The 26,037-nt window shown below is 69.7% G+C and carries 27 protein-coding genes and 1 tRNA gene; 16 read left to right on the top strand and 12 right to left on the bottom strand.

What is annotated here, in order from left to right; all coding sequences use genetic code 11:
- Nucleotides 1–2: 2 nt before the first annotated feature.
- Together trmL and AC07ZS_RS18580 are read left to right on the top strand one after the other, a co-directional pair.
- A complete protein-coding gene (gene trmL, locus AC07ZS_RS18585) occupies nt 3–476 on the top strand; it encodes a tRNA (uridine(34)/cytosine(34)/5-carboxymethylaminomethyluridine(34)-2'-O)-methyltransferase TrmL (protein WP_494800010.1) in 474 nt (157 codons plus the stop codon).
- A gap of 145 nt (nt 477–621) precedes the next feature.
- Nucleotides 622–957 (top strand): hypothetical protein, encoded by a 336-nt coding sequence (locus AC07ZS_RS18580; protein ID WP_494800009.1) that lies wholly within the window; start codon nt 622–624, stop codon nt 955–957.
- 18 nt (nt 958–975) lie between these two features.
- Here AC07ZS_RS18580 and AC07ZS_RS18575 read toward each other — a convergent pair whose 3' ends face one another.
- The 3 genes from AC07ZS_RS18575 to AC07ZS_RS18565 all read right to left on the bottom strand — a co-directional run bounded on the left by AC07ZS_RS18575 (nt 976) and on the right by AC07ZS_RS18565 (nt 2,946).
- On the bottom strand, nt 976–1,431 hold the full coding sequence (locus AC07ZS_RS18575; protein ID WP_494800008.1) for a MaoC family dehydratase: 456 nt from the start codon (nt 1,429–1,431) through the stop codon (nt 976–978).
- Between the two features lie 66 nt (nt 1,432–1,497).
- Nucleotides 1,498–2,115 (bottom strand): nucleotide-binding protein, encoded by a 618-nt coding sequence (locus tag AC07ZS_RS18570; protein ID WP_494800007.1) that lies wholly within the window; start codon nt 2,113–2,115, stop codon nt 1,498–1,500.
- Nucleotides 2,116–2,184: 69 nt separating this feature from the next.
- Nucleotides 2,185–2,946, bottom strand: coding sequence for a sulfite exporter TauE/SafE family protein (locus AC07ZS_RS18565; protein ID WP_494800006.1), 762 nt, complete (start codon nt 2,944–2,946; stop codon nt 2,185–2,187).
- Between the two features lie 58 nt (nt 2,947–3,004).
- Between AC07ZS_RS18565 and AC07ZS_RS18560 the strand changes: the two genes are divergently transcribed.
- Nucleotides 3,005–3,643 carry a trimeric intracellular cation channel family protein gene (locus AC07ZS_RS18560; RefSeq protein WP_494800005.1) on the top strand — a complete coding sequence of 213 codons (639 nt, stop codon included), beginning with the start codon at nt 3,005–3,007 and terminating at the stop codon, nt 3,641–3,643.
- Here the strand turns inward: AC07ZS_RS18560 and pcaF are convergent, their stop codons facing one another.
- A complete protein-coding gene (gene pcaF, locus AC07ZS_RS18555; protein WP_494800004.1) occupies nt 3,644–4,846 on the bottom strand; it encodes a 3-oxoadipyl-CoA thiolase in 1,203 nt (400 codons plus the stop codon).
- A gap of 80 nt (nt 4,847–4,926) precedes the next feature.
- Here pcaF and AC07ZS_RS18550 point away from each other — a divergent pair, with 80 nt between their 5' ends.
- Entirely contained in the window at nt 4,927–5,361 is a 435-nt protein-coding gene (locus AC07ZS_RS18550; RefSeq protein ID WP_494800003.1) for a DUF1841 family protein, read from the top strand.
- 51 nt (nt 5,362–5,412) lie between these two features.
- Here the strand turns inward: AC07ZS_RS18550 and AC07ZS_RS18545 are convergent, their stop codons facing one another.
- Nucleotides 5,413–6,069 (bottom strand): c-type cytochrome, encoded by a 657-nt coding sequence (locus tag AC07ZS_RS18545; protein WP_494800002.1) that lies wholly within the window; start codon nt 6,067–6,069, stop codon nt 5,413–5,415.
- Nucleotides 6,070–6,187: 118 nt separating this feature from the next.
- Between AC07ZS_RS18545 and AC07ZS_RS18540 the strand changes: the two genes are divergently transcribed.
- Genes AC07ZS_RS18540 through AC07ZS_RS18515 form a run of 6 tightly spaced genes read left to right on the top strand, consistent with a single transcriptional unit; the run spans nt 6,188 to nt 15,248 of the window.
- Nucleotides 6,188–7,030: an AAA family ATPase gene (locus AC07ZS_RS18540; RefSeq protein ID WP_494800001.1), complete on the top strand. Its 843-nt coding sequence runs from the start codon at nt 6,188–6,190 to the stop codon at nt 7,028–7,030.
- A 7-nt stretch (nt 7,031–7,037) separates the two neighbouring features.
- Nucleotides 7,038–7,274 carry a hypothetical protein gene (locus tag AC07ZS_RS18535; protein ID WP_494800000.1) on the top strand — a complete coding sequence of 79 codons (237 nt, stop codon included), beginning with the start codon at nt 7,038–7,040 and terminating at the stop codon, nt 7,272–7,274.
- Between the two features lie 10 nt (nt 7,275–7,284).
- Nucleotides 7,285–7,878, top strand: a complete 594-nt coding sequence (locus AC07ZS_RS18530; protein ID WP_494799999.1) for a GNAT family N-acetyltransferase — start codon at nt 7,285–7,287, stop codon at nt 7,876–7,878.
- An 18-nt stretch (nt 7,879–7,896) separates the two neighbouring features.
- The gene (locus AC07ZS_RS18525; protein ID WP_494799998.1) at nt 7,897–9,084 is read left to right on the top strand and encodes a vWA domain-containing protein; all 1,188 of its coding nucleotides are present in this window, start codon (nt 7,897–7,899) and stop codon (nt 9,082–9,084) included.
- 7 nt (nt 9,085–9,091) lie between these two features.
- Entirely contained in the window at nt 9,092–11,113 is a 2,022-nt protein-coding gene (locus AC07ZS_RS18520) for an autotransporter assembly complex protein TamA (RefSeq protein ID WP_494799997.1), read from the top strand.
- Nucleotides 11,114–11,120: 7 nt separating this feature from the next.
- Nucleotides 11,121–15,248: a translocation/assembly module TamB domain-containing protein gene (locus AC07ZS_RS18515; RefSeq protein WP_494799996.1), complete on the top strand. Its 4,128-nt coding sequence runs from the start codon at nt 11,121–11,123 to the stop codon at nt 15,246–15,248.
- A gap of 3 nt (nt 15,249–15,251) precedes the next feature.
- On the opposite strand, the gene AC07ZS_RS18510 is transcribed toward AC07ZS_RS18515, so the two are convergent.
- A complete protein-coding gene (locus tag AC07ZS_RS18510; protein WP_494799995.1) occupies nt 15,252–15,896 on the bottom strand; it encodes an FMN-dependent NADH-azoreductase in 645 nt (214 codons plus the stop codon).
- A gap of 130 nt (nt 15,897–16,026) precedes the next feature.
- Here AC07ZS_RS18510 and AC07ZS_RS18505 point away from each other — a divergent pair, with 130 nt between their 5' ends.
- The 3 genes from AC07ZS_RS18505 to msrB all read left to right on the top strand — a co-directional run bounded on the left by AC07ZS_RS18505 (nt 16,027) and on the right by msrB (nt 17,678).
- Nucleotides 16,027–16,998, top strand: coding sequence for a LysR substrate-binding domain-containing protein (locus AC07ZS_RS18505; protein ID WP_494799994.1), 972 nt, complete (start codon nt 16,027–16,029; stop codon nt 16,996–16,998).
- Nucleotides 16,989–17,063: transfer RNA gene (locus AC07ZS_RS18500), tRNA-Arg, on the top strand. Before AC07ZS_RS18505 ends, AC07ZS_RS18500 begins: the two co-directional genes overlap by 10 nt.
- A 141-nt stretch (nt 17,064–17,204) precedes the next feature.
- Nucleotides 17,205–17,678, top strand: coding sequence for a peptide-methionine (R)-S-oxide reductase MsrB (gene msrB / locus AC07ZS_RS18495; RefSeq protein WP_494799993.1), 474 nt, complete (start codon nt 17,205–17,207; stop codon nt 17,676–17,678).
- 41 nt (nt 17,679–17,719) lie between these two features.
- Here the strand turns inward: msrB and AC07ZS_RS18490 are convergent, their stop codons facing one another.
- Nucleotides 17,720–18,973: a nucleoside recognition domain-containing protein gene (locus AC07ZS_RS18490; RefSeq protein ID WP_494799992.1), complete on the bottom strand. Its 1,254-nt coding sequence runs from the start codon at nt 18,971–18,973 to the stop codon at nt 17,720–17,722.
- A gap of 119 nt (nt 18,974–19,092) precedes the next feature.
- On the opposite strand from AC07ZS_RS18490, the gene AC07ZS_RS18485 reads away from it, so the two are divergent.
- On the top strand, nt 19,093–19,524 hold the full coding sequence (locus tag AC07ZS_RS18485) for a VOC family protein (protein WP_494799991.1): 432 nt from the start codon (nt 19,093–19,095) through the stop codon (nt 19,522–19,524).
- 9 nt (nt 19,525–19,533) lie between these two features.
- On the opposite strand, the gene AC07ZS_RS18480 is transcribed toward AC07ZS_RS18485, so the two are convergent.
- Complete coding sequence (locus tag AC07ZS_RS18480; RefSeq protein ID WP_494799990.1) at nt 19,534–19,977, bottom strand: twin-arginine translocation signal domain-containing protein; 444 nt, start codon at nt 19,975–19,977, stop codon at nt 19,534–19,536.
- 52 nt (nt 19,978–20,029) lie between these two features.
- A complete protein-coding gene (locus AC07ZS_RS18475) occupies nt 20,030–21,637 on the bottom strand; it encodes an ABC transporter permease (RefSeq protein WP_494799989.1) in 1,608 nt (535 codons plus the stop codon).
- An 81-nt stretch (nt 21,638–21,718) separates the two neighbouring features.
- Here AC07ZS_RS18475 and AC07ZS_RS18470 point away from each other — a divergent pair, with 81 nt between their 5' ends.
- A complete protein-coding gene (locus tag AC07ZS_RS18470; protein WP_494799988.1) occupies nt 21,719–22,834 on the top strand; it encodes an ABC transporter ATP-binding protein in 1,116 nt (371 codons plus the stop codon).
- On the opposite strand, the gene AC07ZS_RS18465 is transcribed toward AC07ZS_RS18470, so the two are convergent.
- The 3 genes from AC07ZS_RS18465 to AC07ZS_RS18455 all read right to left on the bottom strand — a co-directional run bounded on the left by AC07ZS_RS18465 (nt 22,835) and on the right by AC07ZS_RS18455 (nt 25,256).
- Nucleotides 22,835–24,244, bottom strand: coding sequence for a PepSY-associated TM helix domain-containing protein (locus tag AC07ZS_RS18465; RefSeq protein WP_494799987.1), 1,410 nt, complete (start codon nt 24,242–24,244; stop codon nt 22,835–22,837). It abuts the gene before it with no gap.
- A 10-nt stretch (nt 24,245–24,254) separates the two neighbouring features.
- Nucleotides 24,255–24,743 carry a copper chaperone PCu(A)C gene (locus AC07ZS_RS18460; RefSeq protein ID WP_494799986.1) on the bottom strand — a complete coding sequence of 163 codons (489 nt, stop codon included), beginning with the start codon at nt 24,741–24,743 and terminating at the stop codon, nt 24,255–24,257.
- Nucleotides 24,744–24,863: 120 nt separating this feature from the next.
- The gene (locus AC07ZS_RS18455; protein ID WP_494799985.1) at nt 24,864–25,256 is read right to left on the bottom strand and encodes a DUF2946 domain-containing protein; all 393 of its coding nucleotides are present in this window, start codon (nt 25,254–25,256) and stop codon (nt 24,864–24,866) included.
- Nucleotides 25,257–25,358: 102 nt separating this feature from the next.
- On the opposite strand from AC07ZS_RS18455, the gene AC07ZS_RS18450 reads away from it, so the two are divergent.
- Nucleotides 25,359–26,003: a glutathione S-transferase gene (locus AC07ZS_RS18450; RefSeq protein ID WP_494799984.1), complete on the top strand. Its 645-nt coding sequence runs from the start codon at nt 25,359–25,361 to the stop codon at nt 26,001–26,003.
- Nucleotides 26,004–26,037: the final 34 nt, after the last annotated feature.

The following is a 26,037-nucleotide window of genomic DNA, read 5'->3' as shown; positions in this document are numbered from 1 at the left end:
CCATGTTCCACATCGTCCTCGTCCACCCTGAAATTCCGCCCAACACCGGCAACGTGATCCGGCTCAGCGCCAACACCGGGTGCACCCTGCACCTCATCGAGCCGCTGGGCTTCTCCATGGAGGACCGGCACATGCGCCGCGCGGGGCTCGACTACCACGAGTACGCCGACCTGCGCCGCCACGCTGACTGGGACAGCTTCCTGCGAGCCGAGGTGCCCGACCTGCAGCGCATGTTCGCCTTCACCACCCGGGGCAGCCACAGCGTGTTCGACAATCCGTTCCAGGCCGGCGACTGGCTGGTGTTCGGGTCCGAAACGCGCGGGCTGCCCGACGCGCTGCGCGAGTCGTTTCCCTCGTCGCAGCGGCTGCGCTTGCCCATGGTGGAAGGCCAGCGCAGCCTCAACCTCTCCAACGCGGTGGCGGTCACCGTGTTCGAAGCCTGGCGCCAGCTGCGCTTTGCAATGCCGCTTCCGTGATGCAGGTCACGCAAGTGGCGGACGGCGGGGATCGCATCGCGCACGAAACGCGCAACATAGGGCTGCCAACCTGATCGGGACCGCGCGGCTCCACACCCAGTGGGCGGCGGCCCGATCGCCACTCTGCGCACCACGGACCGCCTGCATGGAGACCGCCCTCATTTCTGTCCTCACCCGGATCTTCCGCGTGAACCTCGCGTCTCGACAGCGCGCGCCCAAGAGCCCCAGCCTCAAGGAGCTGGCGCGCATCCGGCGCCATCTCGAGCGCAGCATCGAGGACTGCGCCGGCACGCCCGTGACCCGCCTGCGCAAACAGATCGATCAGGCCCACACACCCCAGGAACTCTGGCTGCTGCGCAACGACGCGTACCAGCTCATCTCGCAGCGGCACAACCAGGCGGTTGCCGCCGAGCGCATCAACCGCCTCCTGCAGGACTTCGAGGGCTGGCTCGATCCCAAGCAGCTCGTTCGCATCCAGTAGGCCCGAGGGCCCGCGCGCTCAGGGGAACTGGCGCACCAGCGATTCGGCGAAGCACACCGGTTTCTCGGCCCCTTCGCGCTCCACCACCACGGCCCAGGTCATCTGCTGCCCGCCCTGTTCGATCGGCTCGATCGCCTGCAGGGTCAGGCGCGCCCGCAGGCGGCTGCCCACCGGCACCGGCGCGGTGAAGCGCACCCGGTTCAGGCCGTAGTTCACGCCCATGCGCGTGTTGCGGATGTCGAACGCGGACTCGAAGAACACCGGCAGCAGGGACAGCGTGAGAAAGCCGTGGGCGATCGGCCCGCCGAACGGCCCGGCCTTGGCGCGCTCCACGTCCACATGGATCCACTGGTGGTCGCCGGTGGCCTCGGCAAAGCGGTTGACCTGCGCCTGGGTGATCTCCACCCACTCGCTCACGGCCACTTCCTGGCCCACGCAGGCCGCCAGATCGGCCAGGGATTCAAAGGTTTTCATGCAGGCCACTGTATCGCCGGGCCGGAGCCGCGCATGTCGGGCGGGCGACACGGCCCGCCAGCAGCATCAGCGGTCGAGCCACTCGCAGATGCCCTGCCACTGCTTGAGGTCCTTCTCGACCCGGCTGGGCGCGACATCGAACAGCGTGAGCCCGCGCGCCGCCAGGTGCACGTAGTTCTGCGTGTCGCGCAAGGCGCCCAGCACCGGCAGGCCCAGGCCGGTCACGAACTCGCCCAGCTTGTCGGCCGCGATGGTGCGCATGTCCACCCGCATGCCGACGATGCCGACCTGCAACTGCCCGGCCCGGCGGGACTCGGCCAGCTCATCGATGAAGGCGCGCGTGGCATAGATGTCGAAGATGCTGGGCTGCAGCGGCACCAGCACCTTGTCGGCGATCTTGAGCACGTCCTTGAAGCGCCAGCCGTGCAGGCCGGCGGGGGTGTCGAGCACCACGTGGGTGACGTCCTTGGGCGGCCGCGCGATCAGGTCCTGCGAGACCTCCCAGGTCTGGATCGGCCGGGCTTCGGGTGGGCGCAAGCGCAACCAGAGGGCCGACGATTGCTGGCGGTCGGCATCGCCCAGCATGACCGAATGACCCTGGCGGGCAAAGTAGCCGGCGACGTTGGTCGACAGCGTGGACTTGCCGACGCCTCCTTTGGGATTCGCAACCACCACGATGGGCATGAAAAGCTCCTTTGTGTGCGGACGCCCCACACGGACAGCGTGATGGGGTGGGGGGTATCGTATCGGGCGCTATGTTATCGCCACTGCGTCCCACACCAGTTTGCAGCCGGTCAGGAACATGCCGAGATAGATCAGCCGGTAGAACAGATGGGGCTGGATGCGCTTGGCGATGTAGACGCCGAGCCAGACCCCGAGCGGCGCGAACGGCAGCAGCGCCAGCGAGGTCGCCATGTTGCGCAGGTCGAGCAATCCCAGCCAGGCGTAGGGCACCCACTTGGCCAGGTTGACGAAGAAGAACAGGAAGGCCAGCGTGCCGGCAAAGATCGCCGGCGGCAGCCGCAGCGGGATCACATACGCATTGAGGGGCGGCCCGCCCGCATGGGCCACGAAGCTGGTGAAGCCCGAGGTCACGGTGAGCAGCGCCCCCACCCAGCGCGGCGGCGGTGCGCTGTCGGGACGCGGTGGAAACAGCAGGCGCTGCGCGAGGAACAGCAGCGTGAACACGCCCACCAGGCCCGCCACCACGCGGGTGTCCAGCCATTTGAACAACAGGGCACCGATCACGATGCCCAGCAGGCTGCAGGGCACGAGGAACATCAGCAGGCGGCGGTCGAAGTTCTTGCGAAAGGCCGCCATGCCCAGCAGGTCCATGAGCAACAACACCGGCATGAGGATCGCGGCGGCCTGCGGCACCGAGACCGCCAGCGCCATCAAGGGCACCGCCAGGGACCCGAAGCCCGCGCCAAAGCCACTCTTGCTGACCCCCAGCAGGAGCACCGCGGGAATCGCGACGAAATAGAACGAGGGATCGGTGATGAGCGGGAAGTTCAAGCGCGCGATTGTCGCCGCAGGCGAATGCCCTTGCCCACCGCCCGGCGAGAATCGGCGCATGCACAACATTCAGTTCTGGGGCGAAACCCTGCGCCTGCTGGTCGAGCTGGCGGCCACGGTGGCCTTTGCGCTCTCCGGCATCCTCATGGGCGCGCGCATGCGGCTGGACGCCGTGGGCGTGGCGGTGGTGGGCTTCCTGGCCGCCTTCGGCGGCGGTACCCTGCGCGACCTGCTGCTCGACCAGCGCCCGTTCTTCTGGGTGAGCCACGTCGAGCTGCTCTGGGGCGTGCTCGGTCTGTGCGTGCTCGCCATGGCGTTCCTGCGCGGACGCCACATGCAACTCACCGAACGGGCCATCCAGTGGCCCGACGCGTTGGGCCTGGGCCTGTTCACCGCCACCGGCGTGCACCAGGCCCTGCTGCTGGACATGCCGGCGCTGGTGGCCGTGCTCATGGGCCTGATCACCGGGGTGTTCGGCGGTGTGTTGCGCGACGTGGTCTGCAACGAGATCCCCACCGCCTTCAAGGACCACCGGCCTTACGCGCTCTGCGCCTTCGCCGGTGGCTGGCTCTACGTGGGGCTGTGGCAGATCGAGGCCCCGGGCTGGATCGCCCTGGTGGCCTGCGTGGTGTTCACGGCCGGCCTGCGCGGCCTCGCCCTCTGGCGCAACTGGCAGCTCCCGGCCTGGAAGCTCTGATCAGACCCGTTCGATCACCAGGGCGATGCCCTGGCCCACACCGATGCACATGGTGCACAGCGCGTAGCGGCCACCGGTGGCGTGCAGGCGGTTGACCGCCGTGGTCGCCAGCCGCGCGCCACTGGCGCCCAGCGGGTGGCCCAGTGCGATCGCGCCGCCCCAGGCGTTCACGCGCTCGTCGTCGTCTTTCAGACCCAGCATGCGCAGCACCGCCAGGCCCTGCGCCGCAAAGGCCTCGTTCAACTCGATCACGTCCAGCTGCTCGAGCTTCAGACCGGTGAGCGCCAGCACCTTCTCGGTCGCCGGCGCCGGGCCGATGCCCATCACGCGCGGCGCCACCCCGGCCGTGGCCATGCCCACGATGCGCGCCTTGGGCGTGAGACCGTGCTTCGCCGCCGAGGCCTCGTCGGCCAGCAGCAGCGCGCAGGCCCCGTCGTTCACGCCGCTGGCGTTGCCCGCCGTCACCGTGCCGTCGGGGCGCACCACGCCCTTCAACTTGGCCAGCGCTTCCAGGCTGGTCTCGCGCGGGTGCTCGTCCTTGTCCACCACCAGCGGATCGCCCTTCTTCTGCGCGATGGTCACCGGCGTGATCTCGCGCGCCAGGTGGCCCGCCTTCTGCGCGGCCACGGCCTTGAGCTGGCTCGAGAGCGCCATGCGGTCCTGCGCCTCGCGCTCGATCTTGTAATCGGTCGCCACGTTCTCCGCCGTCTCGGGCATGGAGTCCACACCGTACTGGGCCTTCATGAGCTTGTTGACGAAGCGCCAGCCGATGGTGGTGTCGTACACGGCGTTGTTGCGGCTGAAGGCGCTCTCGGCCTTGGGCATGACGAAGGGCGCGCGGCTCATGCTCTCCACGCCGCCGGCGATCATGAGGCCGGCCTCGCCGGCCTTGATGGCGCGCGCGGCCGAGCCCACGGCGTCCAGGCCGGAGCCGCACAGGCGGTTGATGGTGGCGCCGGGCAGCTCCAGCGGCAGGCCCGCGAGCAGGCCGGCCATGCGCGCGACGTTGCGGTTGTCTTCGCCGGCCTGGTTGGCGCAGCCGAAGAGGATGTCGGTCACGGCGGCCCAGTCCACGCCAGGGTTGCGCTGCATCAGCGCCTTGAGCGGGATCGCGCCCAGGTCGTCGGCGCGCACGCTGGACAGAGCACCGCCGTAGCGGCCGAAGGGGGTGCGAATTGCGTCGCAGATGAAGGCTTGGGTCATGTGTGTTCTCCTCAGGTCAACCCGAGACTGTACCCAAGCCGGGCGCAGGGGTGCGCGGCATGGGGGAAAATGCCCGAACCATGTTCAGCCCATCCCAAGCCGATGTGCGGCGTTTCTTCTGCGCCGTCCACCAGAAACAGTTGCTGCAACAACCCATGGAGGCCATCGAAACCCTGGCCAGCCAATGGATCGCCGAGCACAACGAATACCACGCCGAACTGGCCGACGTGGACGCGGCCCTGGCCCGCCTGGGCGAACCCGACAGCGGTCGCGACAACCCGTTCCTGCACCTGTCCATGCACCTGTCGATCAGCGAGCAATGCAGCATCGACCAGCCCCCGGGCATCCGCCAGGCGGTGGAGCTGCTGGCCGCGCGGCGCGGCGACCTGCACACCGCGCACCACGAGGTGATGGAGTGCCTGGGCACCATGCTCTGGGAAAGCCAGCGGGCCGGCCGCCCGCCCGACGGACAGGCCTACATCGACGCCGTGCGGCGCCGCGCGACCCGCGACTGAGCACAAAAAAAGCCGCTCGATGAGCGGCTTTTTTGTCGGGGTGGCGCCGGATCAGCGGAAGCGCGACTGCGGCACGACCTTGAGCTCGCCGTCCACCGTGGACAGGTACTTGGCGATCTCGCGCATTTCGGCCGGGGTGTACTGCTTGGCGATGCCGGCCATGATGCCGTTGGAGCGGCCGATCACGCCGTTGCCTTCGACCGTGTAGGACTTGAGCGCGACGAACAGGTAGTCGGCGTGCTGGCCGCCGATCTTGGGGTAGCTCGGGTCGATCGGCTTGCTGAAGTTGGCGCCGTGGCAGGAAGCGCAGGCGCCCTTCTCGATCAGCGCCGCGGCCGCGGTGCTGGCGGTGCGGGGGGCTTCGGGCGCCGCCTTGTCGGCCTGCGACGCGTAGTAGGCGCCCAGGTCGGCCATGTCCTGATCGCTCAGGGAACCCGCGATACCGCGCATGGTCGGGTGCTTGCGGTCGCCCTTCTTGTAGGCGTGCAGCGCGGCGACGATGTACTTGTCCGACTGGCCCGAGATCTTCGGCACCTTGTGGATTTCGGGGAAGCTGTTCTGGTAGCCCACGATGCCGTGGCAACCGATGCACATCTCGGCCTTCTTGTGGCCGGCTTGCACATCACCCGTGACGCCCTGGGCCTGGGCAGCGAGTGCGACGGAGAACGTCGCAACGGCGACAAGGGTGCGGGCGATCGTGGACAACATTGGAATCATTTTGCAAGCACAATGAATGGAACCGGCTGAGAAAATCAACCCCTGATTATATAGACTGGTCCCCAGCCCCGGCCACACCCCTGCCAACCTTCGCACAAGGCGCTTTTTCATGAAATTCCAAGGTTCCGAGAATTACGTCGCCACGCAAGACCTGATGCTGGCGGTGAACGCCGCCATCACGCTCAAGCGCCCGCTGCTCGTCAAGGGCGAGCCCGGCACCGGCAAGACCATGCTCGCCGAGGAAGTGGCCGGGGCGCTCAAGATGCCGCTGCTGCAGTGGCACATCAAGAGCACCACCAAGGCGCAGCAGGGCCTGTACGAGTACGACGCGGTGAGCCGCCTGCGCGATTCGCAGCTGGGCGACGAGCGCGTGAAGGACATCCACAACTACATCGTCAAGGGCGTGCTCTGGCAGGCCTTCACGGCGGAGGAGCCGGTGGCGCTGCTGATCGACGAAATCGACAAGGCCGACATCGAGTTCCCCAACGACCTGCTGCGCGAACTCGACCGCATGGAGTTCTACTGCTACGAGACCCACGAGATGATCCGCGCCAAGCACCGCCCGCTGGTGTTCATCACCTCCAACAACGAGAAGGAACTGCCCGACGCCTTCCTGCGCCGCTGCTTCTTCCACTACATCAAGTTCCCCGACGCCGAGACCATGCAGCGCATCGTGGACGTGCACTTCCCCAAGCTCAAGAAGGAACTGCTGGCCGCGGCCATGAAGACCTTCTACGACGTGCGCAACCTGCCCGGCCTGAAGAAGAAGCCCAGCACCTCCGAGCTGCTGGACTGGCTCAAGCTGCTGATGGCCGAGGACATTCCGCTCGAAGCGCTGCAGAGCGCCGACAGCAAGGTCAGCGTGCCGCCGCTGGTGGGCGCGCTGCTCAAGAACGAGCAGGACACCACGCTTTTTGAGAAGCTGGTGTTCATGAACCAGCGCAACCGCTGAGCCCGCCATGGACAAGCAGACCCGCCACGCATTCAAGGAAGGCCTGGCCGACGCGTCCGGCTTCGTCATCGGCTCCCTGGCCGGCTGGGCCCTGGGCAAGCAGCTGGGCCTGGACTTCTTCGCCGCGCCCGACGCCTCCGGCTGGCGCGAGATGGCCGGCCTGGCCCTGATCGCGCTGGGTTGCGGCGTCGGCAAACTGGTGGCGCGGCGCCTGATCACGCCGCCTCAGCCGCCCTCTTCCTGATCCCCGCGCCATGGCCTTCGTCGAACCCCTCACCCTGCGCGCCAACGGCATTGCCCTGGTGCCGCTCGCGCTCGACCACGAGCAGGGGCTGAAAGCGGCCGCCGCCGACGGCGAGCTCTGGAAGCTGCGCATCACCTCGGTGCCCGAGCCCGATCAGACGCGCGCCTACATCGAGACCGCCCTGCAGATGCGCACCGAGGGCCACCGTTTCGCCTTCGCCGTGACCGACGAGGCCAGCGGCCGGGTGCTGGGCAGCACCAGCTACCACGACATCCTGCCGGCGGTGAAGCGGGTGGAAATCGGCTACACCTGGTACGCCCGGAGCGTGCAGCGCACCCATGTGAACACGACCTGCAAGCTGCTCATGATGGGCCACGCCTTTGACGCGCTGGGCTGCCACGTGGTGGGCTGGCGCACCGACAACTACAACTTCGCCTCGCAGCGCGCGATCGAGCGGCTGGGCGCGAAAAAGGACGGCGTCATCCGCGGCCACGCCCTGCGCCGCGACGGCACCATCCGCGACACGGTGATGTACAGCCTGCGGGCGGGCGAATGGCCCGAGGCGAAAGCCCAGCTGCTGTACCTGCAGGCCCTGCACGCCTGACGAACCCGGGAGATCGCCATGCTGATCGACTTCTTCTACACCCTGCGCTCGGCCAAGCTGCCGGTCTCCGTCAAGGAGTACCTGACGCTGCTGGAGGCCCTGCAGGCCGACGTGGTGGGGCCGCGCAACCCCGAGGCCTGCTCCATGGACGACTTCTACTTCCTGGCGCGCACCGCGCTGGTGAAGGACGAGAAGCACTACGACAAGTTCGACCGCGCCTTCGCCGCCTACTTCAAGGGCGTGGAAATGATCGCGGACTTCACCAAGCCGATCCCGGCCGACTGGCTGCGCCAGGAGATGGAGCGCATCCTCTCCGAAGAGCAGAAGGCCAACGCGCCCAAGATGGATTGGGACGAGCTCATGGAGACGCTGCGCAAGCGCCTGGAAGAGCAGAAGGAACGCCACGAAGGCGGCAGCAAATGGATCGGCACCGGCGGCACCTCGCCGTTCGGCAACAGCGGGCAGAACCCGCAGGGCGTGCGCATCGGCGGCAAGGGCGGCAACAAGAGCGCCGTGAAGGTGTGGGAGCAGCGCAGCTACCGCGATTACGACGACACGCAGGAGCTCGGCACGCGCAACATCAAGGTCGCCCTGCGCCGCCTGCGCAAGTTCGCGCGCGAGGGCAACGACCTCGAACTCGACCTGCCCGACACCATCCGCGCCACCGCCGCCAACGCCGGCTACCTGGACATCAAGATGATTCCGGAGCGGCACAACAACGTGAAGGTGCTGCTGCTCATGGACGTGGGCGGCACCATGGACGAGCACATCCAGCGCGTGGAGGAGCTGTTCTCGGCGGTCAAGAGCGAGTTCAAGCACCTGGAGTTCTACTACTTCCACAACTGCGTCTACGACTTCATGTGGAAGAACAACCGCCGCCGCTACGCGGAGAAGTTTCCGACCTGGGACATCATCCGCAAGTACAACAAGGACTACAAACTGATCTTCGTGGGCGACGCCACGATGAGTCCTTACGAAATATTGCAACCCGGCGGCAGCGTGGAATACAACAACGAGGAGGCCGGCGCCGAGTGGCTGCAGCGCCTCACGCACGCGTTTCCGAAGTTTGCGTGGATCAACCCGGAACCCCAAGGGGTGTGGCAGTATCGACAGAGCATCAGCGTGATTCAGCAACTGATGGGCCAGCGCATGTACCCGCTGACCTTGAAGGGGCTTGAAGACACGATGCGCCTGCTCTCGAAATAACTGCCGAATGAACCGTTCCTTCCCCGGCCTTGCTCGCTGGGCCTGGTCTCTATTGCTTTGCGCGACCGTGCTCGGGCCGCTCACCGCGCGTGCCCAGGCGCCGGCGGCGGGCGCCCCGCGCGCCGCGCCGCAGGACGACGCGGACAGCGATGCCGACGTACCCCGCGCCCCGAGCGAGCCGCGCCAGCCGGCCGGGGCGCGCTTCGAGATCGACATGCAGGGGCCCGACAAGGCCATGCGCGACTTCCTGCTGCGCCACATGGAGGTGCAGCGCTACCGCGAGTTGCGCAGCCTCGATGCCAACGAACTCGGCCGCCTGCTCGCGCTGGCTCCGGCCAATGTGCGCGAATTGCTGGCCACGCTCGGCCATTTCTCGCCCACCGTCGAGGTGATTCCGCCCCCGGGGCTCGGCGAGGCGGCCGCCGCCACCCGCAACGAAGAGCGCGCGGCCCATGCCGGGTCGCTGGGCACGATCACGGTCCGGGTCGACCCCGGCCCGCTCACGCAGGTGGCCTCGACCACCGTGTCCTTCGTGGGCGACATCGCCAGCGCACCCGAGGCCGAAGCCCAGCGCGCCGACATCCAGCGCGAGGTGGACCTGATCGCCGGCCTGCCCTTCTCCCAGGCCGACTGGGACCGCACCAAGACCGCCGCGCTGCGGCGGCTGATCGCCCAGCGCTACCCGCTGGGCCGGATCCAGAACAGCCTGGCCGACATCGACGCCCAGACCCACCAGGCCCGGCTCTACATCGAGCTGGACTCGGGCCAGGCCATGCGCATGGGCGAGGTCGTGGTGCAAGGCGCCGAGCGCTACGACGCCGTCACGGCCGAGCGCCTGGTGCGCCTGACCGGCCTCACCCCGGGCAGCGACTACGACCTCGACAAGCTGCAGGACGCGCAGCGCCGCATTGCCGAGAGCGGTTATTACGACTCCGTGTTCGTCTACGCCGAACCCTCGACCGACGGCCAGACCCTGCCGGTGATGGTGCAACTGCGCGAGAGCAAGCGGCAGAAGGTGGTGATCGGCATCGGCGGCAGCACCGACAACGGCGCGCGCCTGTCGCTGGAGCACACGCACAACAGCGTGCCCGGCATCGGCTGGCGCGCGGTGAGCAAGCTGCAGCTGGAACGGGACGACCAGCTCGCCAGCACCGAGTGGAGCTCGATCCCGAACAACGACGGCTGGCGCAAGATTGCCGGCGCACAGTTGGCGAAACAGCTCGACGACTTCACCACCACCAGCAGCCAGCGCCTGCGCGTGGGCCAGACGCAGCTCGGCGTCGAATACGACCGCAGCTTCTACCTGCAGTACGACCGCGCCCACGTGAAAAGCAGCCTGCTGTCGGCCGCCGCGCAGGAGGAAGCCAAGTCGTCCATCAGCGCCAACTACGCGTGGACCCGGCGCCGCTTCGACGACCAGGTGTTTCCCAACCGAGGCTACGGTCTCGCGGTGGAGCTGGGGGTGGGCTACACCCTGGGCAGCACCCGCCTGCCGTTCACGCGCACACAGGCGCGCTGGCTCACCTACTGGCCGCTGGGCGCGATCGCCCTGGCTGCCGACCCGGTGCCCGGCCAGCCGCGCGACCTGAGCACGCCCTCGCGGCGCACCCAGCTCGGCCGGCTGGCCCTGCGCGTGGAAGGCGGTGCCGTGGTGGCGCGCGAATCGGCCCCGATCCCCGACACCCAGCTCTTCATGACCGGCGGCGACAACACCGTGCGCGGCTACGGCCTGCGCGACATCGGCGTGCCGCGCGCCGACGGCAGCATCGGCCCGGGCCGCTACAAGGGGGTCGTGAGCCTGGAATGGCAGCGCCCGATCTGGAACGACGACCAGCGCTCCAACTGGGAGAACGTGCTCTTCATCGACGGCGGCGCCATCGCCAACAAGGCCGGCGACCTCAAGCCGGTCTGGGGCGTGGGCACCGGCATCCGCTACAACAGCCCGGTCGGCCCGCTGCAGCTGGACCTGGCCTACGGCCTGGAGACCCGGCGTTTCCGCATCCACCTCAACGTGGGCTTCACGTTCTGAACCGCGCATGAGCAGCGACGACAGCCCCGACCGCATCGCCCCGCCGCCGTCGCGCCTCGGCCGCGTGGTGCGCTGGGTGTTCGGCGGCCTGGCGGCCCTGGTGCTGTTGCTCCTGCTCGGCGCCGGCCTGTGGGCCGCTTCGCCCGGCTCGCTGGCCCAGGCCATCGGCTGGGGACAATCCTTCATGGCGCGACAGGGACCGCAGGCCGGCACCCTGGAGGTCAACGGTGTGCAGGGCAGCCTGCTGCGCGGCGGCCAGATCGCGCAGTTGCAGTGGGCGCGCGACGGCCTGACCGTGCAGGCCAGCGACACGCGCATCGGCCTGAGCAGCTGGTTCTGGGCCGACGCCGTGCTGGGTCGGGGCGTGCGCCTGTCGCAGCTCGACATTGGCCGCCTGCGCATCGACGACCAGCGCCCACCCACGCCGTCGGCCCCGCCCGAGCCCCTGCAGCCCATCACCCTGCCCCTGCCGGTCACGCTGCCCTGGTCGATCGGCGAACTGGAACTGGCCGGTGCAACACCCCTGCGCTTCAGCGGCCTGAAGGGCCAGTACCGCTACCGCACAGCCGACCGGGCCTGGAACCTCGGGGTGGCCGACGCACACCAGTTCGATCTGGACAGCGTGGAGGTCGCCGGCGGCCGCTACCAGGCCAAGGCCGTGCTGGGCGCGCAAGCCCCGATGCCGCTGCGGGTGGAGGCCGGCGGCGAGGTGCGCACCACCGTGCCCGGCGGCGAAGCCGTGACGCTGCAGGCCATCGCCAAACTCACCGGCACCCTCGCCACCACCGACGCTGCGCTCGACGCGAGCGCCAGCATCCAGGCCACCGGCGGGATCGACCCGGCCCAGGCCCCCACGCTGGACGCCCAGGCGCGCCTGCGCCCCTGGTGGCCGCAGCCGATCGAAACCGCCGACGCCACCATGGCCCGGATCGACCTCGCCGCCTTCTGGCCGCAGGCACCGGTGACGCTGCTCAGCGGCACGGTGAAGGCCCAGCCGGCGGGCGAGGCCTGGCGCGCCGAGCTGCGGCTGGCCAACGCGGCCAGCGGGCCGGCCGACCGGCAGCGCCTGCCGCTCGACCGCATCGAAGCCGCCCTCGAACAACGCGGCGCCCGCTGGACGCTGACCCAGCTGGACGCGCAACTCGGCGGCGGCCGCGTGCAAGGCCAGGGCCAGTGGGAACCCGCCAGCGGCGCGCAGGCCTCGCCACTGGGCCAGTGGCAGGGCGAGATCCAGGCGCGCCGCATCAACCCGGCCCAGCTCTGGAGCAGCATCGCGCCCGCCGCGCTGGACGGCACCCTCACGGCGCGCACGGTGGACACCGCCATCGACCTCAACGCCCGCCTCCAGCCCTCGGGCGCGCAGCCCCGGGGCGGCGCCCTGGCCGGTCTGCGGCTGCGCGAACTCGACGTGAAAGGCCGCTGGCGCCCCAGCGCCGACAACGCCGCGCAAGGCGTGCTCGAACTGCGCCAGGCCCACCTGGACATGGCCGACGCCACGCTCGACGGCCAGGGCACGCTCGACACCCTGGCGCGCAGCTTCGACGGCCAGGTTTCCCTGCAGCTGCCCGGCGCGCAAGCCCGCTGGAAAGGCAAGACCGCCCACGCCCAGGGCAATGGCGACCTCGACCTGAACCTGGACAACGCCGGCCGCGTGCTGGGCTGGGTGCGCAGCCTGCAGACCCTGCCCGTCGTGGGCCCGCCGCTGCGCGCCGCCCTGGAAGGCCAGCCGGGCCTGCAGGCCGAAGGCAGCGCGCGGCTCAACGCCAGCTGGCAAGGCGGCCTGGGCGTGCTCGGCTACCCCTCGCCGGCCCGCGGCACCGGCCCGGCCGCGCCGCCCCGCCTGCAGCTCCGGCTGGACGCGCCGCGCCTGCGCATCGCGCGCGAGGTGGCCACCGGCCTGGCCGACAAGCCGACCGCGACGCAGAACATCCTCCTCAGCGCGATCCAGCTGCAGGCCAGCGGCCCACCCGAGCGCCTGGCGCTCGATCTGGCCGGCCAGGCCGAACAAGGCCCTTGGCGCGTCTCGCTGGGCACGCAAGGCATGCTGCAACTGGGCAGCGCGCGCCAGCCCGACATCGACACCGGCCGCCTGGACCTCAGCCGGTTGAAACTGCAGGCCACCGACAGCGCGCGCCCCGACCGCACGGTGGAATGGACGCTGGAGAGCGCCGCCGCGCTGGGCGTGCAATGGCAGGGGGCGCGCGGCGACACACTGCAGCTGCAGGCCGACCCCGGCCAGCTGCGGCTGCAGCCGGTGTTCCGCCGCCGGGCCGCGCCCGGCCCCGTCGTGGCCGTGTCGCCCGCCGCCACGGCCGCGGCGGCGGCCACCCCCACCGTCACCACGCCCATGACACTGGCCTGGGAACGCATCACCTGGCGCGCTGGCGCGCTCGACACGCGCGGCCAGCTCAGCAACCTCCCCCTGTCCTGGGTGGACGCCCTCGCCACCCCCGAAGGCTCGCGCCACGGCCCGCTGAGCGAGTCCGGCCTGGGCGGCGACCTGGTGTTCGACGGCGCGTGGGACCTCAGCTTGCCCGCCGACGCCGGCGCACCACCTCGTCTGTCCGCCCAGCTCAAGCGGCGCAGCGGCGACCTGTCGGTGCAGACCGACGGCGCCTTCGACGAGAACACCGCGTCCACCCAGCGGCTGCAGACCGGCATCCGCGAAGCGGAGCTGAACCTGGAGACGCAGGGCAGCAACGTGCTGGCCCGCCTGCGCTGGGACAGCGAGCGCCTGGGCCAGGCCAGCGCCGACCTGGGCACCACGCTGAGCGCGCCCGATGCCGCCCACACCGCCTGGTACTGGGCCGAGCAGGCGCCCTTGCGCGGCACCATCAAGGCCAGCCTGCCGCAGGTGGGCGTCTGGTCCGCGCTGGCGCCGCCTGGCTGGCGCGTGCGCGGCTCCCTGGGGACCGACCTCACCCTCGGCGGCACGCGCGACAAGCCCCTGCTCAACGGCTCGCTCAACGCCGACGACCTGGCCCTGCGCTCTCTGGTCAACGGCATCGCCTTCTCGCGTGGCCAGTTGCGCGCCACGCTCGCGGGCGAGCGCATCACCATCGAGCGTTTCTACCTGCAAGGCCTGGGCGGCGCGCAGAACGGCGGCACGCTGCTGGCCACCGGCAGCACCGAGTGGCGCACCGTCACGGTGAATGGCCAGCCGCGCCGCCAGCCCTACATCGGCCTGCAGGCCACGGCGACGAAGCTGCGCGTGTCCACCCGCGCCGACCGCATGCTCACGCTCTCCGGCCAACTGCAGGCCGAACTCGCCGGCACCGCTTTGCAGCTGCGCGGCCAGCTCACCGCCGACGAGGCGCGCTTCGTGCTGCCCGACGAGTCCACCCCCAGCCTGGGTTCGGACGTGGTGGTGCGCGGCACCGAGCGGCCATTGGAAGACCCCAACGCCTTCCGCGTGCAACCCGATGTGCTGGTGGACCTGGACCTGGGCAACAACTTCGAGGTGCGCGGCCAGGGCCTGCAAACCTACCTGACGGGCCAGCTCAACGTGCGCAGCACGCCGACCTCACCCGCACCGCGCGTGCTCGGCGAGGTGCGCACGGTGCGCGGCACCTACCGCGCCTACGGCCAGCGGCTCAACATCGAAACCGGTCTGCTGCGCTTCAACGGGCCGTACGACAACCCCACGCTGGACATCTCCGCCGTGCGCCCCAACACCACGCAACGCGTGGGTGTGCTCATCAGCGGCTCGGCGCAGGCGCCGCGCGTGCGCCTGTTCTCCGACCCCGAACTGCCCGACAGCGAGAAGCTCGCCTGGCTGGTGCTCGGCCGCCCGGCCAGCGGCGCGGGCGCCGAAGCCGCCGTGCTGCAACAGGCCGCGCTGGCCCTGCTCTCGCGCAACGGCAGCAACCTCGACGGCGGGCTGGCCAGCGCCTTCGGCCTGGACGAGCTGTCCTTCGCCGGCGCCGCCACGAACGCCGACGGCACCACCTCGGCGGCCGCGCTCACGCTGGGCAAGCGCCTGTCCAACAAGCTGTACCTGACCTACGAGGCCAGCCTGGCCGGGGCCATGGGCACGGTCTCGATGTTCTACGACCTCTCGCGCCGCGTGACGGTGCGTGCGCGAGCGGGTGAAGAAAACGCCATCGACCTCATCTTCACCACGGCGTTCGACTGAACGTCAGGCGACCTTGGCCACCGCCGGCTGGTTGGCGGCTTCCGCCACGTGCGCGCGGATCTCGCTCTCGGCCGTCGCCAGGCCCTGGGCCTTGGCGTCCGGGCCCATGCCCACCCCCTCGGCGCGCACGAAGCGCACGTCGGTGATGCCGAAGAAGCCCAGCACCGTCTGCAGGTAGGTTTCCTGGTGTTCCATGGCGCGGCCACCTTCGCTGGTGGAGTACACGCCGCCGCGGCTCAGCACCACGATCACCGTCTTGCCGCCCGCCAGGCCCACGGGGCCCTGCTCGGTGTACTTGAAAGTGCGGCCGCCCTGGGCCACGCGGTCGATCCAGGCCTTGAGCTGGGTCGGAATGGTGAAGTTGTACAGAGGGGCACCGATCACCACCACGTCGGCTGCCAGGAACTGGCTCACCAGCGCTTCAGAGACGGCGTTCTCCTGGCGCTGCGCTTCGGTGGCAGCCGCCTGGCCGGTGCGAAAGCCCAGCGCGTCGGCGCTCAGGTGGGCGGGCGCGTTGGCCGCCAGGTCCAGGTGCTGCACCGCCGTGCCGGGGTGGGCGGCCACCCACGCCGCCACGGTCTGGGCGGTCAGTTGACGGGAAACCGACTGGTCGCCGGTGATCGCGGAATCGATGTGAAGCAGTTGCATGGAAATCTCCTGAAAGGTGACAGCCACGCCAGGTGGCCATGGATAGATTGTGATTTCCACACCAATACTTGATAAGTCGGCAACTTCACGACATATCGTTCCATAATCAGGACAATCAACGAAAAACACCATGCAAGACCTGAACGACATGATCCTGTTCGCCGAAGTGGTGGAGCACGGCGGCTTCGCGGCGGCCGGCCGGGCATTGGGCTTGCCCAAATCGCGCCTGTCGCGCCGCATCGCCGGGCTGGAGGCGCAGTTGGGCGTGCGCCTGTTGCAGCGCACCACGCGAAAACTCTCTCTGACCGACGTGGGCGAAACCTACCTGCGCCACTGCCAGGCCCTGCGCGAATCGGCCCAGGCCGCCGCCGACGCCGTGGCCCACGCCCAGACCGAGCCGCGCGGCACCATCCGCGTGGTCTGCCCCGTCACGCTGGCGCAGACCGTGCTGGGTGGCGTGATGCCGATCTACCTCGCGCGGCACCCGCAGGTGCGTGTGGAAATGGAGGTCAACAACCGCGTGGTCGATCTCGTGAAGGACGGCGTGGACGTGGCGCTGCGCGTGCGCCTCACGCTGGAGGAAAGCGGCAGCCTGATCGTCAAGCGCCTGGACGACGCGCGCTCGGTGCTGGTGGCCAGCCCGGCGCTGCTGGCGCGCCAGGGCACCCCCACCACGCTGGAGGAAGCCAGCCGGCTCGACAGCGTGGCCATGTCCGCCACCGAAGGCAAGACCAGCATCCGCCTGACCAGCCCCGAGGGGCGCGAGGCCGTGCTGCAGTTCACCCCGCGCTACATCGCCGACGACCTGCTCACCCTCAAGCTCGCCGTGCTCGGCGGCAGCGGCATGTGCTGGCTGCCCGACTACATGTGCGAGGACGAACTGCGCAGCGGCCAGCTGGTGCGCCTGCTGCCCGACTGGTCCACGCCGGTGGGCGTGGTGCACGCGGTGTTTCCCTCGCGCCGGGGCCTCTCGCCGGCGGTGCGCAGTTTTCTCGATTTCCTGGGCGAATACGTGCCGGTCTGCGGCAAGCTGCAGCGCCGCGAGGGGGCGTCCAGGCTGCAGCCCGCCCCGTACAATGCGGGCTCTTTTTCGCCGCCATAGTTCAATGGATAGAACGAGCGCCTCCTAAGCGCTAGATACAGGTTCGATTCCTGTTGGTGGTACCAGACCGGTATCCGCAGGCCCCGCGTGCCAGATGAAGACGACCCCGAGCGGGAGTTGTCACGGATATTTGAAGTTTCTGTGAGGATTTTTCGAACCGCTGCGCCCTAAGCTGTCGCCATCCTCGGTTCTCACAGGACGATGCCATGACCACCCGACGCCACCTGCTCCTGACCACCGCCGGCCTCTGGCCGCTCTGGGTCTGGGCCGCCGCCCCCGGCGAGACCTTTGAAGTCCGCTACAGCGACGCCGAGTGGCGCCAACGGCTGACGCCGCAGCGGTACGCGGTGTTGCGCAAGGAGGACACCGAACTGCCCTACAGCAGCCCGCTCAACAAGGAGCACCGCGTCGGCACGTTTGCTTGCGCGGGGTGCGACTTGCCGCTGTTTTCGTCCAAAACCAAATTTGACAGCGGCACCGGCTGGCCCAGTTTCTGGAAGCCGCTGGACAACGCCGTGGGCACGCGCACGGACAAGGCGTTCGGCATGGTTCGCACCGAAGTGCATTGCCGGCGCTGCGGAGGCCATCTGGGCCATGTGTTCGACGACGGGCCCAAGCCCACCGGCCTGCGCTATTGCATGAACGGCCTGTCGCTCAGCTTCACGCCCCAGGCCACCTGAAGCTTCCCGCGATCCGATCGACCTCGCGCCAGCTCACACGTTCAGCGCAGCATGGCGTAACCCACCCCGATCGCCGCCACCAGCCCCACCGCGTCGGCGAACAGCGCACACGCCAGCGCGTGCCGCGCATGCCGGATACCCACGCTGCCGAAGTACACCGCCAGCACGTAGAAGGTGGTTTCGGTCGAACCCTGCACGATGGCCGCGAGGCGCCCGGCGAACGAGTCCACGCCGTGCGTCTGCATCACGTCGATCATCAGCCCGCGCGCGCCCGCGCCGGAGAGCACCTTCATCAGCCCCACCGGCAGCGCCGGCAGGAAGTCGGTGTTCCAGCCCAGCGCCGCCACGGCGGCACCGATGCCCGAGAGCAGGAAGTCCATGCAGCCGGCCGCGCGGAACACCCCGATGGCGATCAGGATCGCGATGAGGTAGGGCACGATCTGGATCGCCACACCAAAGCCCTCCTTCGCGCCTTCGATGAAGGCGTCGTACACGTTCAGGCGCTTCCAGGCTCCGGCCAGCACGAACAGCATCACCACGCTCAGGATCACCGCCGCACCCGTGGTGCCGGCCACGCGCGCGGCCTGCTCCGCCGGCAGCCGGGCCAGCGCGGTCACGGCCGCCGCCAACAGGCCGGCCACCGCCAGCACCGGCAGCAGGAAACGCGCGCGCCACAGCGGCAGGCGCTGGCACACCGCCACCGCCAGCACACCGGCCAGCAGCGAGATGAAGGTGACGAGCAAAACCGGCAGGAAGATGTCGGCCGCGTTGAAACCCGCGCCCAGGCCCTGCTTGAGCGCCACGCTCTGGCGGATGGCGATCACCGAGGTGGGGATGAGCGTGAGGCCCGCGGTGTTCATCACCACGAACATGATCTGCGCGTTGCTCGCCGTGCCCGGTGCTTCGGTGTTGAGCGTCTGCAGCTCGCGCATGGCCTTGAGGCCCAGCGGCGTGGCCGCGTTGTCCAGGCCGAGCAGGTTGGCCGAGATGTTCATGGTCATCGCGCCCTGCGCCGGGTGGCCCTGCGGCACGCCGGGAAACAGGCGCCGCAGCAGCGGCCCGGCGAGGCGGGCAAGCAGCTCGATCATGCCGGCGCGCTCACCCACGCGCATGAGGCCCAGCCACAGCGCCATCACCCCGGCCAGGCCGAGCGAGATCTCGAACCCCGAGCGCGCGCCGTCGAACATGGCTGTCATCAGCGCCTGCAGGATGCCCTGCTCGCCCAGCAACCAGCGCGCGACAGCGGTGGCGAAAGCCACGGTGAAGAAACCGACCCAGACCCAGTTCAGCGCCATGGAGAGCGATGGTAGCGCCCGCCGCTCGTCGAACGGCATCGGCCGATGTCGAAACGGCCGCCCCTGGCTCGTCGTCAGGTGGCAAGCTCTCTTTCCATCCACCCCTTCAGGAGATGTTCATGTCCACGCAACTCTGTGCCTACCTGTCCTACAACGGCAACTGTGCCGAGGCGATGCAGTTCTATGCCAAGGTGTTCGACGCCAAGCTCGAGGCCCTCATCACCTATGCCGACATGCCCGGCGGCGAACCAGTGCCGCCCGAGAGCGCCAAGCTCATCATGCACGCCTATCTGGTGCACCCGGACTTCGCCATCATGGCCGGCGACACGCCGCCCGGCATGAGCTTCACCGGCATCCAGGGCTGCATGATGGCCATCACCTTCCCCACCGTGGCCGAGGCCGAACGTGTCTTCAAGGCCCTGTCCGACGGCGGCAAGGTGACCATGCCGCTGTCCGAAACCTTCTGGGCCGACACCTTCGGCATGGTGACCGACCGCTTCGGCACGCCCTGGGGCGTCAACGGCGGGCCGCGGGAGATGGCCAAGCCTTGAGGACGTCCGTCAGAGCTGGCCTTCGGTCAGGGCGTCGAGCTGGAAGCGGCCGCTGCGGTCCCACAGCCAGGTGTCCACGTACTGCACAAGCCCGAAGCCGGGCGGTGAGGGAAATGGCGCGGCGGCCCGCACCAGGCGTTCGATCTCGGCCATGACCTCGGGCGCGTGGCTGGGCCCGCGCAGCCAGCGCGTGGCCCCCACGCGCCCGCCCTGGCTGATCTCGACCTCCAGCACACCGATGGCGTACAGCATGGGCGGCAGCTTGCCCCGGTAGATGCGGTCCGGGTACTTGCGGTAGATGTGGCTCGCGGCCTCGCGGCGGTAGGCTTCGCTGGCGCGCGCCTGGCCCGGCAGCGGGCGGGAAAAGGGGGCGCAACCGGCCACCAGGGCAGTGGCACCGGCCAAGGCCAGCAGCTGGCGGCGCTCGTTCAGGGCAGCAAGGGTTTGAGACATCGGCGCATTAAAGCAGCGAGGGCCCGCGGGCACAAGCCGCTGCAACACCCGCTTACCGCTGTCTCAGCGTGCGGCTCAGCAGGATCACCGGCACCAGGCCCACCAGCACCAGCGTGAGCGCCGGCAGGGCCGCCTCGCCCAGGCGCTCGTCGCGGGCCAGCTGGTAGGCCACCACCGCCAGGGTGTCGCTGTTGAAGGGCCGCAACACCAGGGTGGCGGGCAGCTCCTTCATCACGTCCACGAACACCAGCAGCGCGGCGGCGGCGGTGGAGCGCTTGAGCAGCGGCCAGTGCACGCGAGCGGCCAGGCCCAGGCCGGTGGTGCCCAGCATGCGCGCCGAGTCATCGAGGCTGGCGGGGATGCGGGCGTAACCGCTCTGCATCGACTGCAGGGCCACGGCGGTGAAGCGCACGAGGTAGGCCCACACGATACCGAGCACGGTGGCGGTGACCCAGTAGCCCACGCTGGCCTCGGGCCACACGGACTGCACCCAGCCCACCGGCAGCAGCAGGCCGACCACGATCACCGCGCCCGGCACGGCATAGCCCAGGCTCACCAGTTGCCCCACGCCGCGCGTGACCTGGCCCGGCCGCGCGCGCAGCGCGAACGCCAGCGCCAGGGCGATCGCGGTGGCCAGCGCGGCCGTCAGGCCGGCCAGCCACACGCTGTTGCGGGACCATTGCAGGAACGAGGTCCAGGGCAGGTCGTCCCAGCCCCCGATGAGCGGGCGCAGCATGAAGAGCACCGGCAGCACGAAACCGAAGGCGATGGGCAGCACACAGGCCAGCACGGCGCACACGGCGCGGCCGCCGTGCAGGCGCGTGGGCTGGGCTTCGGCGCTGCCGGCGCGCTGGCCGCGCAAGGTGGCAAAGCGCAGCCGCCGCTGGGCCCGGTGTTCGAGCCACATGAGCAGGGCCACCAGGGCCAGCAGCATGGTGGCGAGCTGGGCCGCGGCCATGCGGTTGTCCATCGCGAGCCAGGCCTTGTAGATCCCGGCCGTGAAGGTCTGGATGCCGAAGTAGCTGGCGACGCCGAAGTCCGCCAGCGTCTCCATGAGCGCGAGCGCCACGCCCGCGGCCACGGCCGGGCGCGCCAGCGGCAGCGCCACTTCGCGGATGCGTCGCGCCAGCGGGGCGCCCAGCAGGCGCGCGGCCTCCATGAGCTGGGCGGCGCGTTCGGCCAGCGCGGTGCGCGCCAGCAAGTAGACATAGGGGTAGAGCGAGAAGGTGAACACCCAGACCGCGCCCGACGTGCTGCGCACCTCGGGCAGCAGGCGCCCTGACAGGCCGAAGGCATCGCGCATCCACACCTGCAAGGGGCCGCTGAACTGCAGGAAGTCGGTGTAGGCATAGGCCACCACATAGGCCGGCATGGCCAGCGGCAGCAGCAGCGCCCACTCGAAAAAGCGCCGGCCCGGAAAGTCGAACAGCGTGACCGCGCTGGCCGTGGCCATGCCCACCAGCGCCACCCCGATCGCCACGCTCACGCAGAGCACCAGCGTGGTGAGTGCGTAGTCGGGCAGCACGGTCTGCGCCATCTGCGAGAGCACATCGCGCGCGACGGCATCGAACTCGAACCAGGAGAACCCCAGCGAGAGCACCGGCAACGTCAGCAACAGTGCCAGCAGGATCAACAGGGCGGGGGCCAACCAACGCAGCATGGTCAAGGTCTTCGGGAGGGAAAGGGCCATTGACCCGCGTCAACACAAATGAGAATTGTAGTTATCTACAATGGACCGCCTATGTTCCTGAACGTTTCCCAACTCGGCGTGCGGTATGCGGGCCAGTCCCACGCGGCCGTCGATGGTGTCTCGCTGGGGCTGCGCGCAGGCGATATCGGGGTGCTCATCGGCCCCTCGGGCTGCGGCAAGACCACCCTGCTGCGGGCGGTCGCCGGCCTCGAGCGCGCCAGCAGCGGCAGCATCACGCTCGACGGCGAGACCGTGAGCGACAGCCAGCATCACATGCCGGCCGAGCAGCGCCGCATCGGCATGGTGTTCCAGGACTACGCCCTCTTCCCCCACCTCGATGTGGGCCGCAACATCGCCTTCGGCATCGACCGCCTGCCGCGCGCCGAGCGCGAGGCGCGCGTGGACGAGGTGCTGCGGCTGGTCGGCCTGGCCGGCATGCAGGCGCGCTTTCCGCACGAACTCTCGGGCGGGCAGCAGCAGCGCGTGGCCCTGGCCCGCGCGCTGGCGCCGCGCCCGCGCCTGCTGCTGCTGGACGAACCGTTCTCCAACCTCGACGTGGACCTGCGCGAGCGCCTGGCCCACGAGGTGCGCGGCATCCTGAAGGCCGCCGGCGCCACCGCCCTCTTCGTCACGCACGACCAGCTGGAGGCCTTCGCCATCGGTGACGTCATCGGCGTGATGCACGAAGGCCACCTGCACCAGTGGGACGACGCCTACGCGCTCTACCACCGCCCGGCCACGCGCTTCGTGGCGGAGTTCATCGGCCACGGCGTGTTCGCCCCGGCGCAGATCCGCATGGAAGGCGGCCAGGTCTCGGTGCAGACGCCGCTGGGCCCGCTGCACGACGTGGAGGAATGTCCGCTGCCTTCGGCCTACGAGGCCGGCCTGTGCGACGTGCTGCTGCGCGCCGACGACATCGTGCACGACGACGACGCGCCGGTGAAAGCGCAGATTTTGCGCAAGGCGTTTCGCGGCTCCGAGTTCCTCTACACGCTGCGCCTGGCCAGCGGCGAGGTGCTGATGACGCACGTGCCCTCGCACCACAACCACGCGGTGGGCGAGTGGATCGGGATCCGCGCCGAGGTGGACCACGTGGTCACCTTCGAGCGCGGATCGGGTGCCAGCTCGCCGCCCGCACCGAGCGTGGTGCGGGCCCCGAGCGCCTGATCAGCCCAGCGCGGTCCGCAGCGCCGGCAGGCGCGAGACCACCAGCCAGTCCAGCAGCAGCACGCCGAGCAGCACCGCGCCGCTGAGCGGGAAGGCCAGCGCCAGCGCCACCATCACCAACGCCCCGCCCTTCCACAGCGACGGGTCGCGCGGCGCGGGCGGCGCCACCAGGCGCCAGCTGCCCTTGGGCCGGCGCTTCCACCACATCACGATGCCGCTGACGCACAGGAACACGATGGCCAGGCAGAACAGCACGTTGAGCACGGCGTTCCACAGCCCCAGGTCGCCCTGGTGCAGCGCGATGCCCACCGCCATGGCCTTGGCCAGCAGCGGGTAGTCGGCGTAGGCGGCCTCGGCCAGCACGCGGCCGGTGTAGCGGTCCACGTGCACGGTGCGGTCCTGCGTCGGGCGGCCCAGGTCGCCGCTCATGGTGTCGGCGGACAGGGTGAACACGCCGGTGTCGGTCTGCGGCAGCTGGATGTGGTGCTGGCCCGAGAAGCCGAGCTGTTTCGCGAGCGCGGCCACGCTGTCCAGGTTCACCGGCTGGCCGGCGGGCACGCCCACCGCACCGCCCTGCGAACCCGAGGCCGGCAGCGGCGTCTGCTCCAGGCCCCAGGGCACCTCGTGCGTGCCCCCGGCGTTGAGCGTGGCGTGCGTGGCGTCGGACAGCGGCACGGCGTCCCACTTGGCGGCGGGGAAACTGCCCCAGGGCTGCGCGAACTTCGCGCCCCACACACCGGTCCAGGACAGCCCCGTGAGCAGGAACACCAGCAGCACCGCACCGAGCCAGAAGCCCACGCTGGCGTGCAGCGAACGCCACCACAGGCGCCCTTTCTGGCGCAGGTCGGGCAGCAGCACCTGCGCCCAGCGCGTGCCCCCGCGCGGCCACCAGAGGTAGAAGCCGGTGACGACCATCACGATGGCCAGGCCGGCCGCGATCTCGATCAGGCGGTCACCCACATCGCCCAGCAGCAGCGTGCCGTGGATCTTCTCGGCCCAGGCGAACCAGGTGCGGTCCTTGTCCACCAGCTGCAGCACCTGCGCGGTGTAGGGGTCCACCGCCACCGCTTCGGTGACGCCGTCGCGCGCGACGACGAACCAGCTCGCGCGCTCGGGCGCGGCCGGTGCGATGTACTCGCGCAGCGCGGCCTGGGCGCGCAGCTCGAGCACGGCCTGCGCCTGCACGCTGACGGGCAGCGGCGCGCGGTCCATCGCCTCCACCGTCACCACCGGCCCGAGGCGGGTCTGGAAGCCGGTGAAGAACACCATGACCAGCCCGGTCAGGGCCAGCATGAGGAGAAAAGGCACGACATAGAGGCCGGCGTAGAAGTGCCAGCGCCAGGCCACGGCATGGAATCGGGGCAGCCTGGCCCCCGCGTCCGCCGGGGACGCGCGTTCAACGGTCGCCATGGTGGGCGCCTCAGTGCTTGTGCGCGCCGTGGTCGGCGCCGGCGGCGGCCGGTGCGGCCACGGTGCCACCCAGCGCGCGCGCCGTGGCCTTGATTTCCAGCGTGCTGCGCTGGCCGCCCTTGTCTTCCAGCACCAGGGTCAGCGGCACGACGTCACCCGCCTTCACCTGGCCTTTGAGGTCCAGCAGCATCACGTGGTAGCCACCGGGCTTGAGCTCGATGGTCTGGCCGGCGGGCAGGGCCAGGCCTTTGACTTCGCGCATGCGCATCACGTCCTTGTCCAGCGCCATTTCGTGGATCTGGGTGACGCCGGCGATGGGCGAGCGGGCCTCGACCACGCGGGCGTCGGTCTTGGCGGTGAGCGCCATGAAGGCGCCGGTGGATTTCTGTTGCGCGACGGTGGCGCGCACCCAGGCGTCTTTCACGTCGACGGGAGCGGGCGCTTGCGCCCAGGCGCTGGCGGTCACGGCCAGCAGGGTGGAGAGGAGCAGGGATTTCATGGAGATGTCCATTGAAAAATTGATCGGGGTCGCACGGCCCGGGCCGCAGGGCGGCGGCGCGGTTCGGTGCACAAAAGGCGGTGCGGCCCGCGCGGTGACAGGCGCGGGCCGGTGGGGGCGTCAGGCCGTGGGCGGGGCGCGCGACTGCGCGGCGGGCCAGGGTGGCGCGGGCAGGGCCGAGCGGAACGGCTCGGGCGGAGGCTCGGCGTTGGGCGCGAGCAGCGGGGTGTGAACGGAGGCGGGCGGCAGGCCGACCGCGCCATGCAGGCTGCACCAGGGGCAGTGGCGCGAGGCGTCGGCCATGGACTTGCCGACATCGGCGACGGCGTTGTCGCCGTCGATGGCATCGGCCTGCACCCAGACCATGCCGCTGGCGCTGCAGACCTGGACCCAGCCGGGACCGCCTTGGGCCGCCACCACCGCCTGCGCCACGGTGGGCGCGAGCGCGCCCAGCAGCATGGCGAGCATGGCCAGCCAGGCGGCGAATCGGTGGGTGGTGCGGGTGAGGCGCATGGGCGGGCAGTTTATCAGCCGGGTCCGTCAACTGCGGGACGGGCGGCCGGATGCCCCGCGACTACGATGGGGTCGGCCATCCAACACCTACAGGAGACTGACATGCTCACACTCTGCGGCTTCGCGGCCAGCAATTACTACAACAAGGTCAAGCTTGCCCTGCTCGAAAAAGGCGTGGCTTTTGATGAGGAGCTGGCCTGGGTCGGCGAGACCGACAAGGCCTGCAGCCCGCTGGGCAAGGTGCCCTACCTCAAGACGGACGCCGGTGCGATGTCCGAGTCCACGGTGATCCTGGACTACCTGGAGTCGGCCTACCCGCAGCACCCGCTGATCCCGTCCGACGCTTTCGGCGCCGCGAAAGTGCGCGAGCTGGTGCGCTACATGGAACTGCACCTGGAGCTGGTGGCGCGCAACCTGTATCCGGAGGCGTTCTTTGGCGGCAAGGTGAGCGATTCGGCCAAAGAGAAGATCGGTCCGCAGTTGGAGAAGAACATCGCAGCGTTCGCCAAGCTGGCGAAGTTTTCGCCCTACCTCGCGGGCGACACCTTCACGCTGGCCGATTGTGCGGGGGCGGTGCACCTGCCGCTGGTGAGCAGCGCAACCAAGATCATCTACGGGCGTGACTACCTGGCCGATCTGCCGGTGCGCGACTACCTGAAGAAGCTGGGTGAGCGGCCCTCTGTTCAGAAGGTGAATGCGGATCGCAAGGTGAACACCGAGTTGATGCTCAGTCGCGCCAAGGGGTGATTTTTTCGCTCTGGCTTGGTGGGCAGGGCGGGTG

The sequence above is a fragment of the Hydrogenophaga sp. GW456-12-10-14-TSB4 genome (assembly GCF_059424305.1).
The sequence above is the reverse complement of the archived record's forward strand: the minus strand, read 5'-3'. Positions and strand labels throughout refer to the sequence as shown.